Origin of the sequence: Buttiauxella cochleicola (assembly GCF_021282435.1) — a bacterium.
GTDB classification, from domain to species: Bacteria; Pseudomonadota; Gammaproteobacteria; order Enterobacterales; family Enterobacteriaceae; genus Buttiauxella; species Buttiauxella massiliensis.
This window is the reverse complement of record NZ_JAJSOT010000014.1, coordinates 21,936-41,084: the sequence shown is the minus strand read 5'-3', so window position 1 is coordinate 41,084 and position 19,149 is coordinate 21,936. Positions and strand designations below refer to the sequence as shown.

Sequence of the window (19,149 nt, the reverse complement as noted above, 5' to 3'; positions counted from 1 at the left end):
CTTCATCGGGGGCAGTGAGATTGATAATACCGAGAGCTTGTGAAAGTTCCATTTAAAAAGGGTCCATGTTGTGCATGAACCCTTTTTACACGAGCCACCGGATCGGTCAACTGATCCTTAAACGATCAGCATTAGGCCGAAGCCCTGTTTTTAAATCATCCTTGCAACAAAGTTGCTGGATAATTAGAACTGGTAAACGATACCAACTGCTGCCTGGTCGTCTGTAGCCAGACCGGTCGCTTTAGCATAATCGTTGTCATCCAGCAGGTTGAACTTATACGCTGCGTATACGTTCATGTTTTTGTTGAAGTAGTACCAGGTACCCACTTCTACGTATTTGACCAGGTCAGCATCGCCGCCGCTGAAGCCAGCGCGTGATTCCAGATCTTTACCTTTGGACTGTACGTAACCAACGGATGGACGCAGGCCGAAGTCGAATTGGTACTGAACAACCGCTTCCAGGTTTTGAGTTTTGTTAGCGAAGAAAGCTGCATCAGTATCGTTAGCACGGCTTTCTGGCGTCATGTTGTAAGTCTGGGAATACATAACTGCTGCGTACAGGTTGTTTGCATCGTACTTAGCAGAAGTTGCCCATGCTTCAGCTTTGTCACCAGTGCCGTTAGCTTTCTGATCAACGGTACGGTTAGAAGAAGCATAACCCGCAGACAGACCGAAACCTTCGCCCAGGTCATAAGATACTGAGGTGCTCACGCCGTCGCCATTCTGTTTGAACACGCTACGGGTAGAAGATTCGTTTTTGCCTTGATATTGAACAGCGAATGCCAGACCATCAACCAGACCGAAGAAATCGGAGTTACGGTAAGTTGCTACACCGTTAGTACGACCAGTCATGAAGTTGTCAGTGTAGTTCCAGCCGTCACCACCCCATTCAACCAGCATATCTGTTGCAGATTCTACGTCATAGATTGCGCCATAGTTACGGCCATAATCGAATGAACCGGCATCGCCAAATTTCAGACCAGCGAAGGCCAGACGGGTTTTAGTACCCTGGGAGCCTTCCGCATTGGAGGCGTCCATGTTGTATTCCCACTGGCCGTAACCGATCAGTTGGTCATTGATCTGAGTTTCGCCCTTGAAGCCGATACGAGCGTAAGTGGTGTCTTCGTTGCTGGTGTTACCGTTGGTAGTCCAAACATGTTCACCAACAGCCTTACCATAGAAGTCCAGTTTGTTGCCGTTTTTGTTGTAGATTTCTGCAGCGTTAGCTGCACCGGCTACCAGCAGAGCAGGGATTACCACTGCCAGAATATTGCGCTTCATCATTATTTATTACCCTCATTAGGTTTTTTTGTAACACCTGCCACTGCCGTCAATAATTCTATACGGAACTATTGATGAGAGTTTGGTGTCTTTCTGTATCTGTCAGGCATCTTTCCATCCATGAAACCGTTTCGCTAGCCTGAAAGTGCTACAAACATCGAGAGTGAGTTACAATAAGAAACTATGTGTAACTAAATGTGTATTTTATGGAACTTTGTGAACTAACTCAAACTTCTTAGCCGCTTCGTATAAAATTCGACCTTTCCATTCCTATATATATGAATTACTTATGTTTAATCCGTATAAGGATAAACTTAGTGAATTCTTCGCTTACATTTACACATTTTTCGAGTGTTTTTTGGATGTCCAGACATCTGTGTGAATTTTGGCCGAATGTGCTAAGTCAAACATCAGAATGAGGCTGCAAGGGGAAAGTAAGGTTATTTTGTGTTTGTCTGTTTCATAGACACAATTGGTAACGGGCAAGTTGCAGGAAGGGGTTGAAATTGACGTTTGTTTAACTTTCGTTGAAGAAAAAAGACGTTTGTACGACAGGCAAAAAAAAGGCCAGCGATGCTGGCCTTAGAAAAACGACGACTTAGAAGCTTGCGTTACGCGGTGTACGTGGGAATGGAATCACGTCACGAACGTTCTGAACACCGGTTACATAGGCAATCAGACGCTCAAAACCAAGACCGAAGCCCGAATGTGGAACGGTGCCGTAACGACGCAGGTCGCGGTACCACCAGTAGTCTTCTTTATTCAGACCCATCTCAGCCATGCGCGCGTCCAGCACATCCAGACGCTCTTCACGCTGAGAACCACCGATGATCTCACCAATGCCCGGCGCTAACACGTCCATCGCTGCGACGGTTTTACCGTCTTCGTTAAGGCGCATATAGAACGCTTTAATATCTTTCGGGTAATTCTTCACAACTACCGGTGCTTTGAAGTGTTGCTCAGCAAGGTAACGTTCATGCTCAGAAGAAAGGTCAACGCCCCAGTAAACTGGGTTTTCGAATTTCTGGCCACAATTCTCGAGAATTGTAACAGCGTCGGTGTAGTCAACCTGAGCGAAATCAGCATCAATGAAACGCTGTAAACGTGCGACTGCATCTTTGTCAACGCGCTCTGCGAAGAACTCCATGTCATCCATGCGCTCATCAAGCACCGCTTTGAAGACATATTTCAGCATCGCTTCTGCCAGACCTGCTACGTCGTCCAGATTTGCGAAAGCGACTTCCGGTTCTAACATCCAGAACTCAGCCAGGTGACGGCTGGTGTTAGAGTTTTCAGCACGGAAGGTTGGGCCGAAGGTATAAACCTTGGACAACGCGCACGCATAGGTTTCACCGTTCAACTGACCCGATACGGTCAGGAACGCTTCTTTACCAAAGAAGTCTTTATCGAAATCGACTTTGCCTGCGTCGGTACGTGGCAGATTTTCCATATCCAGCGTAGACACGCGGAACATCTCGCCTGCGCCTTCGGTGTCTGAGGCAGTAATCAGTGGTGTAGAAACCCAGAAATAACCTTGCTCATGGAAGAAGCGATGCAGCGCCTGGGCCAGTGTATGACGAACGCGTGCAACAGCGCCGATCATGTTGGTACGCGGACGCAAGTGAGCAACTTCACGCAGATACTCAATGCTGTGGCGTTTAGCCGCCATCGGGTAAGTATCAGGATCATCAACCCAACCAGTCACTTCAACTTCAGTGGCCTGGATTTCAAAGCTCTGGCCCTGACCGAGAGACTCTACAACTTTACCTGTGACAACGACTGAACAGCCAGTGGTCAGGCGCAGTACGTCTTCATTGTAATTAGGCAGAGTATTATTAATGACGGCCTGTACAGGAGAGAAGCAGGAACCGTCATAGACGGCGAGGAAGGAGATACCAGCTTTTGAATCTCTACGAGTACGCACCCATCCGCGCACGGTGACTTCTTGGTCAACGGCTACACGGCCCTGGAGTACGTCGGCTACAGGCACAACGCTCATATTTTTCTCTCTATTAATTGGTCAATGACAAAAATAAATTACCCACAATGGGGGGTTATCTATGTTACCTGTCGCGAGCAATCAGACAAGTAGAAAAATCATCAGAGAGCAAGAAATACAATAAAGAAGGGGGCGTGTGGGGATAAATAGGAAAACTCATGGGCTCAATGAATATCACCCATGAGTTTATCTGAATCAGCTGGCTTTTTTAACCTGTGGCAAATCGAAGGCTTTACGCAGTGCGCGGACGAACGCTTTGTCGTGGCATATGGTTTTGCCAGGGCTGTCAGAAAGTTTGGCAACCGGCTTGCCGTTACACTCTACCAACTTGATAACAATATTCAGCGGCTTCACATGTGGAATATCGCAGGTCAGGCGAGTACCGATACCAAAACTTAAATTGATGCGCGCTGCGAAGTGGCGATACAACTCAATAGCTTTTGGCAAATCCAAATTATCAGAGAACACCAATACTTTGGTTTTTGGACCAATGCCCAGCTTCTGATAATGAGCGATAGCTTTTTCGCCCCATTCGACTGGATCCCCTGAATCATGGCGCAATCCCTGGTATTGGCTGGCAAACGAGAGGTCAAAATCGCGCAAGAAGGCATCCATAGTGATGCAATCCGTTAATGCGATACCGAGTTTGTCAGGATACTCGTCAAGCCATGCCTGGAGTGCTGCACGTTGGCTGTTCGCCAGTGTAGGGCTGATTTGCTGATGTGCCTGGAACCATTCGTGGGCCTGAGTGCCCATTGGGGTTAAATTCAGTCGATGCGCCAGGTCGTAATTACTGGTACCGACAAACCACGTTTCTTGTTGCAGGCGGCTGACAATCGCCTCCTGAACTTCACGGGAGAAACGGCGGCGGGTACCAAAATCCATCAGACGGAATTTGGAAAGGTCGGTGTCTGCTGTCAGTTCTTTGAATTGAACCAGCTTACTTTCCAGACTCTCCAGCGCCATTTGCGGCGTGACGCCGGGTGAACGGTGCTGATGCACCACTTCACTGATCACGGCCAGCAGCGGCACTTCCCACATAATTACTTCCAGCCAGGTGCCGGTCAGACGAATGTCTAAATGACCATTGTTATTGCGGATATGGACTGTCGAGGGGTCGTAGCGAAAAGTACGCAGCCACGCGAGATAATCTGCTTTAAAGAACGGCAGACTTTCCAGGAAGGTAAATTCCTCGTCGCTAAGCGCGAGGTGCTGCATTAAATCAACCTGTTCACGGATGTCATCTGCATAAATGCCCAGCAGATCGTCACCGCGGCAACGGAACTCGGCCGCGACGCTCACGTCGTGATAACGGTGGAAAACCGCCTGCTGCATATGAAGCTTATAGGCGTCAGTATCCAGAAGCGTTTGCAAAATCGGGGAAGCGTATCGTGTCATGGCGCGTTGCAGCATCCTCTCACAGGAGCGTTTCCATAAGGGCTAAGCAGATAAAAGACGCAGGAGTATACCCTGATTATCTGTTTATTAAACCTGGATCACAACACACGAACCGATCCGGGTCGATGGCAATTTGTGCCGCTTGTTATATAAATGTAGCAATATGCGCCAGATGCCCAGAAAAGTTGATGATTCTGCGTGGCAACATTAGAGCAACAGGAATAGACTGAACCCCGAAAACTTACGGAAGATATATAAGGTTTTTTATGACACAACAGCCACAAGCCAAATATCGCCACGACTACCGTGCGCCAGATTACACGATTACCGATATCGATTTGACCTTTGACCTTGATGCCACAAAAACCCTGGTCACTGCGGTCAGCCAAATTACCCGCCAGGGCGCGGCTGGTGCGCCACTGCGTCTTGATGGCGAAGACCTGACGCTGGTTTCAATTTCGGTCAACGGTGCTGCCTGGGAAGATTATCGCCAGGAAGATGGCGCATTGATTATTGAATCGCTGCCAGAAGCCTTCACGCTGACCATCGCTAATGAAATCAGCCCGGCAACTAATACCGCGCTCGAAGGGCTTTATCTTTCAGGCGATGCGCTTTGCACTCAGTGTGAAGCTGAAGGTTTCCGCCACATTACCTGGTATCTCGACCGACCAGACGTTCTGGCGCGTTTCACCACCAAAATCATTGCCGATAAATCCAAATATCCATTCCTGTTATCTAACGGCAACCGCATTGCCGAAGGTGAACTGGAAAATGGCCGTCATTGGGTTCAGTGGCAGGATCCGTTCCCAAAACCTTCCTACCTGTTTGCGCTGGTGGCGGGTGATTTCGACGTCTTACGTGACACGTTCAAAACGCGTTCTGGCCGCGATGTGGCGCTGGAATTGTTCGTCGATCGTGGCAATCTCGACCGCGCAGGTTGGGCGATGACCTCTTTGAAAGCGTCGATGAAATGGGATGAAACCCGCTTCGGCCTGGAATACGACCTCGACATCTATATGATTGTCGCCGTCGATTTCTTCAACATGGGCGCGATGGAGAACAAAGGGCTTAACGTCTTTAACTCCAAATACGTGCTGGCCCGTGCGGAAACCGCGACGGACAAAGACTATCTCGATATCGAAGCCGTTATCGGCCACGAATATTTCCATAACTGGACCGGTAACCGCGTGACTTGTCGTGATTGGTTCCAGTTAAGCCTGAAAGAAGGGCTGACTGTTTTCCGCGATCAAGAATTTAGTTCAGACCTCGGTTCACGCGCAGTAAACCGCATTCAGAATGTGCGCACCATGCGTGCTGCGCAGTTCGCTGAAGACGCAAGCCCGATGGCGCATCCGATTCGCCCGGACAAAGTCATTGAAATGAACAACTTCTACACCCTGACGGTGTATGAGAAGGGTTCAGAAGTTATCCGTATGCTGCACACTTTGCTGGGTGAAGAGAACTTCCAGAAAGGGATGCTACTTTACTTTGAGCGCCATGATGGCAGCGCAGCAACCTGTGATGATTTCGTGCAGGCGATGGAAGATGCGTCGAACGTTGACCTATCGCACTTCCGCCGTTGGTACAGCCAGGCAGGTACGCCTGTAGTCACCGTGCGTGATGACTACGACCCGGAAAAAGAGCTGTATACGCTGACCATCAGCCAACACACACCGCCAACCGCCGAGCAGCAGGAAAAGCACCCGTTACATATTCCGTTCGACATCGAACTGTATGACAACGAGGGCAAAGTGATTCCTTTGCAGAAAAATGGTCATCCGATTCACCACGTGCTGAATGTGACTCAGGCCGAGCAGACGTTTGTTTTTGATAACGTTTACTTCCAGCCAGTTCCGTCTTTGCTACGTGAATTCTCTGCGCCAGTGAAACTGGAATACAAATGGAGCGACCAGCAGCTGACGTTCCTGATGCGTCATGCGCGTAACGATTTCTCTCGTTGGGATGCAGCGCAAAGTTTGCTGGCGACGTACATCAAGCTGAACGTCAACCGCAGCCAACAGGGCCAGCCGTTGTCGCTGCCGCTGCATGTTGCTGATGCGTTCCGTGCAATTTTGTTGGATGAGAAAATTGACCCGGCACTGGCGGCAGAAATTCTGACGCTGCCATCGCAGAACGAAATCGCCGAGCTGTTCCAGAAAATCGATCCACAGGCAATTGCTGCAGTGCATGAAGCACTGACTCGTACTTTGGCAAACGAGCTGGCTGATGAGTTCCTGGCGGTTTATAACGCCAACAAACTCGATGCTTATCGCGTCGAGCATGCGGATATCGGCAAACGCGCGCTGCGTAATACTTGCCTGCGTTATCTGGCCTTTGGCGAGAAGCAGCTTGCTGAGCAACTGGTGCGTAACCAGTTCGAAAGCGCTGATAACATGACGGACTCTATTGCCGCTTTATCTGCGTCAGTTGCTGCGCAATTGCCGTGCCGTGCAGAACTGCTGGCCGCGTTTGATGAGAAATGGCATCAGGACGGTCTGGTTATGGATAAATGGTTTGTGCTGCAAGCGACAAGTCCTGCGGCTGACACGCTGAGCAAAGTGCGTGAATTGCTAAACCATCGCTCGTTCAGCATGGGTAACCCGAACCGCGTGCGCTCGCTGATTGGTGCTTTTGCCTCGGCTAACCCGTCTGCATTCCACGCGCTTGATGGTAGCGGTTATCAGTTTATGGTGGAAATGCTCAGCGAGCTGAACCACCGCAACCCGCAGGTGGCGTCGCGTCTGATTGAGCCGTTGATTCGCCTCAAACGCTATGACGAGAAACGTCAGGGCATGATGCGTGCAGCGCTGGAACAGCTGAAAGGGCTGGAGAATTTGTCAGGCGATCTGTTCGAGAAAATTTCTAAAGCGTTAGCTTAATATCGCTTTTATAAGGTGGATGTCGCTTACCGCTAATCCACCCTACAAAAGTTTGACCAGGTCGGATTAGCGTAAGCGACATCCGACATAATTTAACCGGTGCGCACCACGCGTGCCGGTTCTTCTATAACCTGCCGTTTCATCACTCGTTCTAACACCTGAGATTCCAGTTCAGCCAGCCGGACAGAGCCGAGCTTACGGGGACGTGGCAAATCTACCGTCAGATCCAAACCGATCTTTCCTTCTTCAATCAGTAACACTCGATCCGCCATCGCAACGGCTTCGCTAACATCGTGCGTCACCAGCAATACCGTAAACCCATGTTCCTGCCACAAAGAGACAATCAACTCCTGCATTTCGATACGCGTCAGGGCATCCAGTGCACCCAACGGTTCATCCAGCAATAACAGGCGTGGGCGATGAATTAGAGCCCGGGCCAACGCCACGCGTTGTTTCTGGCCGCCGGACAGGGCGGCCGGCCACTCGGTAGCGCGATTGGCAAGCCCAACCGCTTCCAGCGCTTTCATCGCCGATTCTTTCCAGTTCCCTTTCAGCCCCAGGCCAACATTGTTAATCACTGATTTCCACGGCAGCAGGCGAGCATCCTGGAACATTAAGCGTGTTTCATCCTGGCTCTCGCGCAGTGGTGCGTTTCCGGCAATCAGCGAGCCACCGTTGGCATTTTCCAACCCTGCCAATAAACGCAGCAAGGTACTTTTACCGCCGCCGCTGCGCCCAACCACGGCAACAAATTGCCCGGCAGGGATATGTAATTCCAGCTCATCAAGAATCGTTTTATTACCGTAGCGTTTGGTTACGCTGTTAAGGAGCAGGGGAGTCCCCTGGTTTAAGCGAGCGGTATTCATGCGTTCTCCTCCTGCAACTGATAAGCCGGATGCCAGCGCAGCCAGACACGTTCGAGTAATTGCGCGCTGATGTCAGCGAGTTTGCCGAGCAGGGCGTAAAGAATGATGGCGACCACCACCACATCGGTTTGCAGGAATTCGCGGGCGTTCATTGCCAGATAACCAATTCCTGAGTTAGCAGAAATGGTTTCTGCCACGATTAAAGTCAACCACATCAGGCCTAAGGCGAAACGAATTCCGACCATAATCGAAGGAAGTGCACCGGGTAGAATCACCTGCGAGAACAGACTAAAGCCCGACAACCCATAGCTACGTGCCATCTCCAACAAACCCAGGTCGATATTACGGATGCCATGCCAGGTATTGATATAAATAGGGAACAGCGTACCGAGTGCGACGAGGAAAATCTTCGCAGATTCATCGATACCGAACCACAAAATCACCAACGGAATCAGCGCCAGGTGCGGGACGTTACGCAGCATCTGAATCGAACTGTCCAGCAGGCGCTCTCCCCAGCGAGACAGGCCGCTTATCAATCCGAGCACTAACCCCAGAGAACCGCCAATGCTAAAACCAATCACCGCACGCCATGAGCTGATAGCCAGGTGCTGCCATAATTCACCGCTGGCTGAGAGATTCCAGAATGCAATCACCACCCCTTCAGGAGAAGGGAGGATTCGCGACGAGAGCCAGCCTGCGCTCGAAGAGAGTTGCCAGATTGCGATAACCGCAACCGGCAAAAACCACGGTGCCAGCCTCAGTAACAGTTTGTGCGTTGAAGGGGTCATTGGCTGCTCCTTAGCTTTGCGCCACTTTGCGCGGGATAAAGTCATTTGCTACCACTTCGCCCCGTTCATGAACCAGGCGCGGCTGTGGAATTTGTGGAATCGCGACATCAAGATGTGGGAACAGCAACTCCCCAACTCGATAAGCCTCTTCCAGATGCGGGTATCCCGAAAGAATAAAACTGTCGATACCAAGCGCAGCGTATTCGTTGATGCGCTCCGCAACAGTTGGGCCATCACCTACCAACGCAGTACCCGCACCGCCACGCACCAGGCCAACGCCCGCCCACAGGTTCGGGCTAATTTCCAGGTTGTCACGTTTGCCGCCGTGCAACGCCGCCATGCGGTGCTGCCCGACGGAATCGGTGCGCGCAAATGCGGCCTGCGCTTTGGCGATGGTTTCATCATCAAGCTGAGAAATCAGGCGATTAGCGGCATCCCATGCTTCTTCGTTGGTTTCGCGCACTATCACATGCAAGCGAATGCCGAAACGTACCGTGCGGCCATGAGCTGCGGCTTTCGCTCGGACTTGCTCAATTTTTTCTTTCACTAAATGTGGTGGCTCGCCCCAGGTGAGATAGAGATCCACTTGTTCGGCGGCAAGATCCTGTGCCACATCTGAAGAGCCACCAAAATAGAGCGGGGGACGGGGCTGTTGCACTGGCGGGAACAACAGTTTTGCCCCTTTAACCTGAATGTGTTTGCCTTCGTGATCTACCGTTTCGCCTTCCAGCAAACGACGCCAGATATTGGTAAATTCCGCAGAGGCTTCATAACGCTCTTTATGATTGAGGAACACGCCGTCTGCAGCCAGCTCTTCCGGGTCGCTACCGGTCACCAGGTTAAATAAAGCACGCCCGTTGGAAAGTCGGTCGAGCGTTGCGGCCTGGCGTGCAGCCACGGTTGGCGAGGTCACGCTTGGGCGCAGCGCGACCAGAAATTTCAAACGCTGCGTCACCGGAATCATAGATGCGGCAACCAGCCAGGCATCTTCACAAGAACGGCCCGTTGGGATCAGTACGCCAGTAAAACCGAGTCTGTCAGCAGCCTGAGCAATCTGTTGCAGATAACCGTGATCAACCGGGCGTGCTGCATCGTTGCTTCCTAAGTAGTGGCCATCGCCATGGGTAGGTAAGAACCAGAACATATTTAAACTCATGACTTGTTTCCTTGTGTTGAGGGCTGCCAGATGCGGGTGCGAATATCGACTTTCTTAGGCACTAAGTGGTTGTCATAAAACAGATCTGCGGTTTGCTGTTGTTTTTTCGCAGTCTCGGCGCTGACTGGTGTAATCACCGTTGGTGGGCGATGATCGAAATAGGTGGCAATCACTTTTTCCGGTAGCCCCATGGTTTTTGCCAGCAGCGCGACGCTTGCATCACGTTGGCTACGGGTTAACGCATCGGCGTCGCTAAATGTTTTCAGAACCTGTTGCAGGAACGGACCGTTTTGTTCGGCATAAGGGCGTGAAGCAAGATAGAAAGAACCCGTCTGATTCAGCTCGCTGCCGTCGGTTAACACGCGCACACCGCCGTTTAACAAGGCCGCAGAATAGTACGGGTCCCAAATCGCCCAGGCATCAACGTTGCCCTGTTGGAATGCAGCACGCGCATCTGCTGGCGTTAAATAAGCAGGCTGGACATCGGTAAATTTCAGCCCAGCTTTTTGCAGCGCTCGTAGTACCAGGTTGTGGGAACTGGAACCTTTCTGGAAAGCAATTTTATGTCCTTTAAGATCCGCCACGGTTTTTATTGGGCTATTTTCCGGTACCAGAATCACTTCGGCTTTTGGTTTTGCAGGCTCAGACCCGACATACACAAGATCAGCGCCCGCGGCCTGCGCGAATATTGGCGGAATATCACCGGTGCTGCCAAGATCGATACTGCCGATGTTCAGCGCTTCGAGCATTTGCGGGCCCGCCGGGAATTCAATCCACTGGAATTTTGTGTTTGGATACTCTTTTTCCAGCAGCTGGTGGCTTTTCGCCAGCACCATGCTGACCGAGCCTTTTTGATAACCAATGCGTAGCTGCTCAGGACCAGTTTCAGCCGCGTGAAGTGTAGCGCTCAGGCTTAATGTTCCTGCGAGTGCAAGCCAGGGCGCGGTTCGTTTCAGAAAGTTAAACATGAGCAACTCCTTGCGTTTTAAAAGGGTAGGAGACAATGAAATCCCGGCGGTGCAGAGCCTGCCAGAAGGTTTCCAGCGAGTTATCGAGGCGTTGTTGTAAGTTGTTGCTGAACACTGGTTTGTGCTGGTAATCCGCTATCTGGCTGTCATCAGCAAACACGCCATGTAGGATTTCCTGAGCTTTTAGCGCATTAAGGACAGGCTTTAGTGCGTAATCGACTGCCAGCATGTGCGCGACCGTACCGCCAGTGGCTAAAGGCAGAACGACTTTCTTATCCAGTGCGCGCTCAGGAAGCAGGTCGAGCAGCGTTTTCAGCGCGCCAGAAAATGAAGCTTTATAAACAGGTGTTGCGATGATCACGCCATCGGCCTGCTGCAATTGCTCAATGAGCGCTAAAAGAGCGGGGCTATCGAAACGTGCGTACAGCAAATCTTCAGGCGCGAAATTCTGTAGATGCCAGTGACACACCTCGATATCCAGAGCGCTCAGTTTTTCGCGGGCATATTCCAGCAGTGCACTAGAACGGGATGGGAAGCGCGGGCTTCCAGCAAGGGTAATCACACGCATATCGTTTCCTTATAACTAATTGTTTGCTTTTAGATAACATTGATAACAATTGAGTGTGATATTCGCGCAGAACTCTTATTCCACTAAATGATTTATCTGGAAAACAATTGCTAAAAAACGCATAACATCAGGGATAGAGGGAAACGATTGCGCTGATTCAGCCTTTTTTGTCACAGGTCAATTCCATTCAATGACGTTATCGACGATAATACGGCCCCGGTTTGCATACCGGGAATCCAGGAGAGTTCATGTACTACCCCTTCGTTCGTAAAGCCCTATTCAAGCTCGATCCAGAGCGCGCTCATGAAGTGACATTCCAGCAATTGCGTCGTGTATCAGGTACACCTCTCGAATGGCTGGTGCGGCAAAACGTGCCGTCAAAACCTGTCACTTGTATGGGATTGACCTTTAAGAACCCATTAGGCCTGGCTGCAGGTCTGGACAAAAATGGTGAGTGCATTGATGCGTTGGGTGCAATGGGCTTTGGCTCCATTGAAATTGGCACGGTAACGCCTCGCCCACAGCCTGGTAATGACAAGCCAAGGATCTTTCGTCTGGTAGAGGCTGAAGGATTAATTAACCGTATGGGTTTCAATAACCACGGTGTTGATAACTTGGTTGAGAATGTCAAAAAATCCCATTTTGACGGGGTACTTGGCATCAATATTGGTAAGAATAAAGACACTCCAGTTGAACAAGGGAAAGATGACTATTTGATCTGCATGGATAAAATTTATCCTTACGCGGGTTATATAGCGATTAATATTTCATCACCAAATACCCCTGGATTACGCACGTTGCAATACGGCGATGCGCTGGATGATCTGTTATCTGCAATCAAAAATAAGCAGCAAGCGCTTCAGGAATTGCATCATAAATATGTACCTGTGGCGGTGAAAATCGCACCAGATCTTTCTGAAGAAGAATTGATCCAGGTAGCTGATAGTTTGGTACGCCATAATATTGATGGGGTAATTGCGACCAATACGACATTGGATCGCAGCCTGGTGCAGGGTATGAAATATTGCGATGAAATGGGTGGCTTAAGTGGTCGTCCGGTTCAGTTAAAAAGCACAGAAATTATTCGCCGCTTGTCGCAAGAATTAAATGGTCGTCTGCCGATTATTGGCGTAGGCGGTATTGATTCGGTGATTGCTGCTCGTGAGAAAATGGCAGCGGGTGCTTCTTTAGTACAAATATATTCCGGCTTCATATTTAAAGGCCCACCTCTGATTAAAGAAATCATTTCAGGTTTGTAATCTCTGAATGTTTTACTTTCGGACAACCGGGGCTTTATTTTGAGTCCCGGTTGTTTTATATTCCATCACTGTTGCTAATTTGAACATATTGGTCTTTTATTAATGTGTTCATTTACGAAGCGGTGATAAGGATATTTCTAATCGCAGGTATATGGGGATAAGGGCAAATAATTATGCGGATTAAACCGGACGATAATTGGCGTTGGTATTATGATGAGGAGCATGATCGTATGATGCTCGATTTAGCCAATGGTATGCTTTTCCGTTCCCGTTTCCCTCGTAAAATGCTTACTCCCGATGCCTTTGAAAACACAGGGTTTTGTGTTGATGATGCAGCTCTTTTTTTCTCTTTTGAAGAAAAATGTCGTGATCTCGTATTAAGCAAAGAGCAGCGCGCTGAACTGGTATTAAACGCACTCGTAGCGATTCGTTATCTCAAGCCGCAGATGCCAAAAAGCTGGCACTTTCTCTCTCATGGGGAATGCTGGCAGCCAATACCGGGCGATGCAGCCTGTGTGTGGTTAAGCGACGATATGCAGCAGGTGAATCTGCTGGTGGTAGAAACAGGTGATAACGCTGCACTCTGTTTATTAGCACAACCAGGCTTGCAACTTGCTGGCCGTACCATGCAGCTCGGTGATGCGATTAAAGTGATGAATGACAGATTAAGGCCGCAACCAACAAGTCACGCCCTTAACCTTGATCAGGCAGTTTAATTTCCCGCTAACTCTACATCTCCTGCAGGAATACAACTACAGCAAAGGATTGTGCCATCATCATTGATAGCATTTTTCTTCAACGCTTTGACTTCCCCACTGACTAACTTTATCCGGCAGCTGCCGCAAATCCCGGCCCGACAAGAATAGGGCACGCGAATTCCTTGTTGTTCGAGTTGTTCTAGTAAAATTTGTTGGTTGTTACCGCGAAATTGTTGACCCTGCCAGTCAATCGCCACCAAACTTTCTTGCTGCTCGAAAGGCTCAAGAGTTTCTTCGGTCACTCCTGCGCCATAAACTTTCGCAGGTTTTGTCGCCAGTACTTCGAGTTCATCACCCACGCGAATCACACCGCTATTGCGGGCAATCAGATTTTGGCCAAAATCGACATCACCATTATCCAGTGCGGTACGGAATTTTTGTAATGTTGCCAGCGGCTCGCCACTCGGATGTTTGCGGCCACGCTCCGGGCTGACGGTGGTGAAAATACAGCGGCTACATGGTTTTGCTACATCAAAGATGACGCCGCCAATCCGTACTACTTGCCAGCTATCTTCGTCCCAGGCTTGTGCGCCGGTGACCACAATATTCGGGCGAAATTGCGTCATTTTTACACTCGCTGGGCAGCGATTTTGCAAATCGCGCAGCGAAGCTTCATTAGCCAGCAAGAATGGGAAACCGTCGGCAAAAGAGAGTGGTACCTCTTCATGGCGTTTAACGCGACGCGTTAAATTTTCACCCAGCCAGCGCAACTGTACCGGGCGTGAGAAAAAACCGCTTAGCCATTGGTTAATGTCATCTGGAGCAATTTGGGCGGTGAAATGGTTTCCCCAGACTTCCGTTGGCGCAGCCTCAGGCCGGAAATCGCTAAAGCGTATTGTGGCGGAACTGCCGTCTGGCGCACTCAAAAATAGACCATCGTGAATAATGGCCGGAGTAAATAGCACCATCTGCGGGAACTGACGTGCGGTAATAAAAGTGCCGTCAGGTTCTGTCACCATAAAGATGCGGTCAAAAGCTAAGCCGCTAGTTGTTGCCTGTGCATGGGAGAGCGCAAGGCCGCGCATCGATTTCACCGGGTGAATATAAAGCTGGGATAGGGTGATCATGATACGCACGCGCTCCTTGCATAAATGAAGAAAAAGAGAATATAAGAGGCCAACTTTATGACATGCGTGGCGGATTGGCTATAATGCGCCACAATTTTCTTTTTATACCTGATTAAGTGACGATATGAATTCTCTGTTTGCCAGTACGGCGCGTGGGCTTGAAGAGCTATTAAAAACTGAACTGGAGGGCCTTGGTGCGCAAGCATGCCAGGTGGTTCAGGGCGGCGTACATTACCAGGGGGACTCACGTCTGCTCTATCAAAGCTTGATGTGGAGCCGCCTTGCGTCCCGCATTTTGCTGCCATTAAATGAATGCAGTGTTTATAGCGACCTGGATTTATATCTGGGCGTACAGACCATCGACTGGCCTGCATTGTTTGGCTCGGATGCCACATTTGCAGTGCATTTCAGTGGCCTGAATGACGTCATCCGTAACAGTCAATATGGCGCGTTAAAAGTGAAGGATGCGATTGTTGACTCCTTCACGCGTAAAAACTTGCCGCGTCCGAACGTTGAACGTGAACAGCCAGATCTGCGCATTAACGTTTGGCTGAACAAAGATACCGCCAGCATCGCGCTGGATTTAAGCGGCGAAGGTCTACATCAGCGCGGTTACCGCGATAGCACTGGTGCTGCTCCTATTAAAGAAACGCTGGCCTCCGCTATTGTTATGCGTTCAGGCTGGCAGCCGGGTACTCCGCTGCTCGATCCAATGTGCGGTTCCGGCACGCTGTTGATTGAAGCAGCGATGATCGCCACCGATCGTGCGCCTGGTTTACATCGCAAACATTGGGGTTTCCTTGGTTGGGCGAACCATGATTTCGATCTGTGGAAAGAGATCACCACCGAAGCGCAGGTTCGTGCACGTAAAGGTCTCGGCGAATACACTTCGCGTTTCTATGGTTCGGATAACGACTCACGCGTGATTGAACGCGCCCGCGCCAACACCCGTCGTGCGGGTCTGGGCGATATCATCAGCTACGAAGTCAAAGACGTGGCTAAATTGACCAATCCGCTGCCGGAAGGCCCGGTTGGTACGGTGGTCAGTAACCCGCCATACGGCGAGCGTCTGGATAGCGAACCTGCGTTGATTGCGTTGCACAGCCTGCTTGGCCGCAATATGAAAAACCATTTTGGCGGCTGGAATTTGTCGCTGTTTAGTGCATCTCCGGATTTGCTAAGCTGCCTGCAACTGCGCGCCGAACGCCAGTTTAAAGCGAAGAACGGCCCGCTGGATTGTGTGCAGAAAAACTATCAATTATCTGCCACCAGCACGGGTGCGCAATCAGGTCAGATCGCTGACGATTACGCGAACCGCCTGCGCAAAAATATCAAAAAACTCGATAAATGGGCGCGGCAGGAAGGCATCGAATGCTACCGAATTTACGATGCCGATTTGCCAGACTATAACGTTGCTGTTGACCGCTACGGCGAGTGGGTTGTGGTCCAGGAATATGCGCCGCCGAAAACGGTTGATGCTAATAAAGCACGTCAGCGTCTGTTTGATGTGATCGCTGCAACAATGTCTGTACTGGAATTACCATCCAACCGTCTGATTCTGAAAACCCGTGAGCGTCAGAAAGGGAAAAGCCAGTATCAGAAAATGGATGAGAAGGGCGACTTCATGGAAGTGAGCGAATATAACGCTCGTCTGTGGGTCAACCTGACTGACTATCTTGATACCGGTTTGTTCCTCGACCACCGTATCGCGCGCCAAATGCTGGGCAAAATGAGCAAAGGGAAAGATTTCCTTAATCTGTTTGCTTATACCGGCAGCGCGACAGTTCACGCAGGGTTAGGTGGCGCTAAAACGACGACCACCGTTGATATGTCTCGTACTTACCTTGAGTGGGCTGAGCGTAACTTGCGTCTTAACGGCTTGAGTGGCCGTGCACACCGCTTGGTTCAGGCTGATTGCCTGGGCTGGTTGCGTGAAACCGATGAACAGTTTGATCTGATTTTTATCGATCCACCGACGTTCTCAAACTCAAAACGTATGGAAGAATCTTTTGATGTCCAGCGCGACCATATCGTGCTGATGAAAGACCTTAAGCGTCTGTTGCGCCAGGGTGGCACCATTATGTTCTCCAACAATAAACGTGGCTTCAAAATGGACTTTGACGGGCTGGCTAATCTGGGCTTGAGTGCTCAGGAAATCACGCAGAAAACCTTGTCACAAGATTTTGCCCGTAATCGCCAAATTCATAACTGCTGGCTCGTTACTCACGTAGCCAAGGATTAATTGTCATGTCATTGATTAGTATGCACGGTGCCTGGTTGTCGTTTAGTGACGCACCGTTGTTAGATAACACCGAACTTCATATTGAAGAAAACGAACGCGTCTGTCTGGTTGGCCGTAACGGTGCAGGTAAATCCACACTGATGAAAATCCTCAACCGTGAAGTGCCGCTTGATGATGGGCGCATGGTTTACGAACAGGATTTGATTGTCGCGCGTTTGCAACAAGATCCTCCGCGTAATGTCGCGGGCACGGTTTACGACTTCGTTGCGGAAGGCGTGGAAGAGCAGGCCGAGTACCTCAAGGCGTATCACGATATTTCCCATAAAGTGATGACCGACCCGAGCGATAAAAACCTCAATGAAATGGCGCGTATCCAGGAGATTTTGGATCATCAGAATCTCTGGCAACTGGATAGCCGCATCAATGAAGTGCTCGAACAATTAGGCCTGGAAGCTGATACTGAACTGTCGGCACTTTCTGGCGGCTGGTTGCGTAAAGCGGCACTGGGCCGTGCGCTGGTGAGTTCTCCACGCGTTTTGTTGCTTGATGAGCCAACCAACCACCTGGATATCGAAGCTATCGACTGGCTGGAAGGTTTCCTGAAAGAGTTCCAGGGCAGCATTATTTTCATCTCGCACGACCGTTCATTTATTCGCAATATGGCGACGCGTATCGTCGATCTTGATCGCGGCAAACTGGTTTCTTACCCTGGCGATTACGATCAGTATTTGTTGGCAAAAGAAGAAGCTTTGCGTGTTGAAGATCTGCAAAATGCCGAGTTTGATCGCAAACTTGCGCAGGAAGAAGTGTGGATCCGTCAGGGCATTAAAGCACGCCGTACGCGTAACGAAGGCCGTGTGCGTGCCTTGAAAGCGATGCGTAACGAACGTAGTGCTCGTCGTGAAGTGTTGGGTAGCGCTAAAATGCAAGTTGGTGAAGCGGCGCGTTCCGGCAAGATCGTCTTTGAAATGGAAAACGTGTTTTACCAGATCGCTAACAAAAATCTGGTGTCGGATTTCTCAGCCCAGGTGCAGCGCAGCGACAAAATCGCGCTGGTGGGGCCAAACGGCTGTGGCAAAACCACATTGTTGAAACTGATGTTAGATCAGTTGAAAGCGGATAGCGGGCGTGTGCATTGCGGTACCAAGCTTGAAGTAGCGTACTTTGACCAACACCGCGCGGAGCTTGATCCTGATCGTACGGTAATGGACAACCTGGCGGAAGGTAAGCAAGAAGTGATGGTGAATGGCAAGCCACGCCATGTACTGGGTTACTTGCAGGACTTCTTGTTCCATCCGAAACGCGCCATGACTCCGGTTCGTGCGTTGTCTGGTGGTGAGCGTAACCGCCTTTTACTGGCGAAGTTATTCCTAAAACCAAGCAACTTGATGATTCTCGATGAACCGACGAATGACCTGGATGTCGAAACTCTCGAATTACTTGAAGAGTTGATTGATGGTTACCAGGGCACGGTCATGTTGGTGAGCCACGATCGTCAATTTGTGGACAACACTGTTACTGAATGCTGGATTTTTGAAGGCGAAGGTAAGATTGGTCGTTACGTCGGTGGTTATCATGACGCCAAAGGTCAACAGGCATCTGCGCAAACTTTGCGCCACGCTGTGGCAGATAAGGCGCAAAACAACCAGCCAGCAAAGGCGGAAGTTGTTAAACGTGCAAGTAGCAAGCTAAGCTATAACCTGCAACGTGAATTAGAGCAATTACCACAACGTCTTGAACAACTTGAAGCGGAACTGGAAGCTATCCAGGCTAAGGTCGGAGATGCTGAGTTTTTCAACCAACCACACGACGTCACACAAAAAACATTGAGCGACCTGACCACGGCAGAAAAAGCACTGGAAGAGGCTTTTGAACGCTGGGAATATCTTGAAGCTCTGAAAAACGGCGCGTAACACAAGG

General features: G+C 50.0%; 14 protein-coding genes. 5 read left to right on the top strand and 9 right to left on the bottom strand.

What is annotated here, in order from left to right; genetic code table 11:
• Positions 1-183: 183 nt before the first annotated feature.
• From LVQ77_RS21650 to pncB, 3 genes are all read right to left on the bottom strand, one after another.
• The gene (locus tag LVQ77_RS21650) at positions 184-1,284 is read right to left on the bottom strand and encodes a porin (protein ID WP_304503001.1); all 1,101 of its coding nucleotides are present in this window, start codon (positions 1,282-1,284) and stop codon (positions 184-186) included.
• A 595-nt stretch (positions 1,285-1,879) separates the two neighbouring features.
• The gene (gene asnS / locus LVQ77_RS21645; RefSeq protein WP_232905464.1) at positions 1,880-3,280 is read right to left on the bottom strand and encodes an asparagine--tRNA ligase; all 1,401 of its coding nucleotides are present in this window, start codon (positions 3,278-3,280) and stop codon (positions 1,880-1,882) included.
• 195 nt (positions 3,281-3,475) lie between these two features.
• Positions 3,476-4,678, bottom strand: a complete 1,203-nt coding sequence (gene pncB, locus LVQ77_RS21640; protein WP_232905463.1) for a nicotinate phosphoribosyltransferase — start codon at positions 4,676-4,678, stop codon at positions 3,476-3,478.
• Positions 4,679-4,944: 266 nt separating this feature from the next.
• Between pncB and pepN the strand changes: the two genes are divergently transcribed.
• Positions 4,945-7,557: an aminopeptidase N gene (pepN, locus tag LVQ77_RS21635; RefSeq protein ID WP_232905462.1), complete on the top strand. Its 2,613-nt coding sequence runs from the start codon at positions 4,945-4,947 to the stop codon at positions 7,555-7,557.
• Positions 7,558-7,649: 92 nt separating this feature from the next.
• On the opposite strand, the gene ssuB is transcribed toward pepN, so the two are convergent.
• Genes ssuB through ssuE form a run of 5 tightly spaced genes read right to left on the bottom strand, consistent with a single transcriptional unit; the run spans position 7,650 to position 11,903 of the window.
• Positions 7,650-8,423 carry an aliphatic sulfonates ABC transporter ATP-binding protein gene (gene ssuB / locus LVQ77_RS21630; protein ID WP_232864994.1) on the bottom strand — a complete coding sequence of 258 codons (774 nt, stop codon included), beginning with the start codon at positions 8,421-8,423 and terminating at the stop codon, positions 7,650-7,652.
• A complete protein-coding gene (gene ssuC / locus LVQ77_RS21625; RefSeq protein ID WP_232905461.1) occupies positions 8,420-9,211 on the bottom strand; it encodes an aliphatic sulfonate ABC transporter permease SsuC in 792 nt (263 codons plus the stop codon). Before ssuC ends, ssuB begins: the two co-directional genes overlap by 4 nt.
• Positions 9,212-9,221: 10 nt before the next feature.
• The gene (gene ssuD / locus LVQ77_RS21620; RefSeq protein ID WP_064517574.1) at positions 9,222-10,367 is read right to left on the bottom strand and encodes an FMNH2-dependent alkanesulfonate monooxygenase; all 1,146 of its coding nucleotides are present in this window, start codon (positions 10,365-10,367) and stop codon (positions 9,222-9,224) included.
• Positions 10,364-11,335, bottom strand: coding sequence for a sulfonate ABC transporter substrate-binding protein (locus LVQ77_RS21615; protein WP_232864992.1), 972 nt, complete (start codon positions 11,333-11,335; stop codon positions 10,364-10,366). Before LVQ77_RS21615 ends, ssuD begins: the two co-directional genes overlap by 4 nt.
• On the bottom strand, positions 11,328-11,903 hold the full coding sequence (gene ssuE, locus LVQ77_RS21610) for an NADPH-dependent FMN reductase (protein WP_232905460.1): 576 nt from the start codon (positions 11,901-11,903) through the stop codon (positions 11,328-11,330). The genes LVQ77_RS21615 and ssuE overlap by 8 nt, the downstream gene beginning before the upstream one ends.
• A gap of 248 nt (positions 11,904-12,151) precedes the next feature.
• Here ssuE and pyrD point away from each other — a divergent pair, with 248 nt between their 5' ends.
• Complete coding sequence (gene pyrD / locus LVQ77_RS21605; RefSeq protein ID WP_151992694.1) at positions 12,152-13,162, top strand: quinone-dependent dihydroorotate dehydrogenase; 1,011 nt, start codon at positions 12,152-12,154, stop codon at positions 13,160-13,162.
• Between the two features lie 173 nt (positions 13,163-13,335).
• A complete protein-coding gene (gene zapC / locus LVQ77_RS21600) occupies positions 13,336-13,878 on the top strand; it encodes a cell division protein ZapC (protein ID WP_154149524.1) in 543 nt (180 codons plus the stop codon).
• On the opposite strand, the gene LVQ77_RS21595 is transcribed toward zapC, so the two are convergent.
• Positions 13,875-14,987 carry a YcbX family protein gene (locus LVQ77_RS21595; protein ID WP_232905459.1) on the bottom strand — a complete coding sequence of 371 codons (1,113 nt, stop codon included), beginning with the start codon at positions 14,985-14,987 and terminating at the stop codon, positions 13,875-13,877. The two genes, zapC and LVQ77_RS21595, sit on opposite strands and share 4 nt — an antisense overlap.
• Positions 14,988-15,111: 124 nt before the next feature.
• Between LVQ77_RS21595 and rlmKL the strand changes: the two genes are divergently transcribed.
• Both rlmKL and LVQ77_RS21585 read left to right on the top strand, forming a co-directional pair.
• Entirely contained in the window at positions 15,112-17,229 is a 2,118-nt protein-coding gene (gene rlmKL / locus LVQ77_RS21590; protein WP_151992691.1) for a bifunctional 23S rRNA (guanine(2069)-N(7))-methyltransferase RlmK/23S rRNA (guanine(2445)-N(2))-methyltransferase RlmL, read from the top strand.
• A gap of 5 nt (positions 17,230-17,234) precedes the next feature.
• The gene (locus tag LVQ77_RS21585; protein ID WP_232905458.1) at positions 17,235-19,142 is read left to right on the top strand and encodes an ABC transporter ATP-binding protein; all 1,908 of its coding nucleotides are present in this window, start codon (positions 17,235-17,237) and stop codon (positions 19,140-19,142) included.
• Positions 19,143-19,149 lie beyond the last annotated feature (7 nt).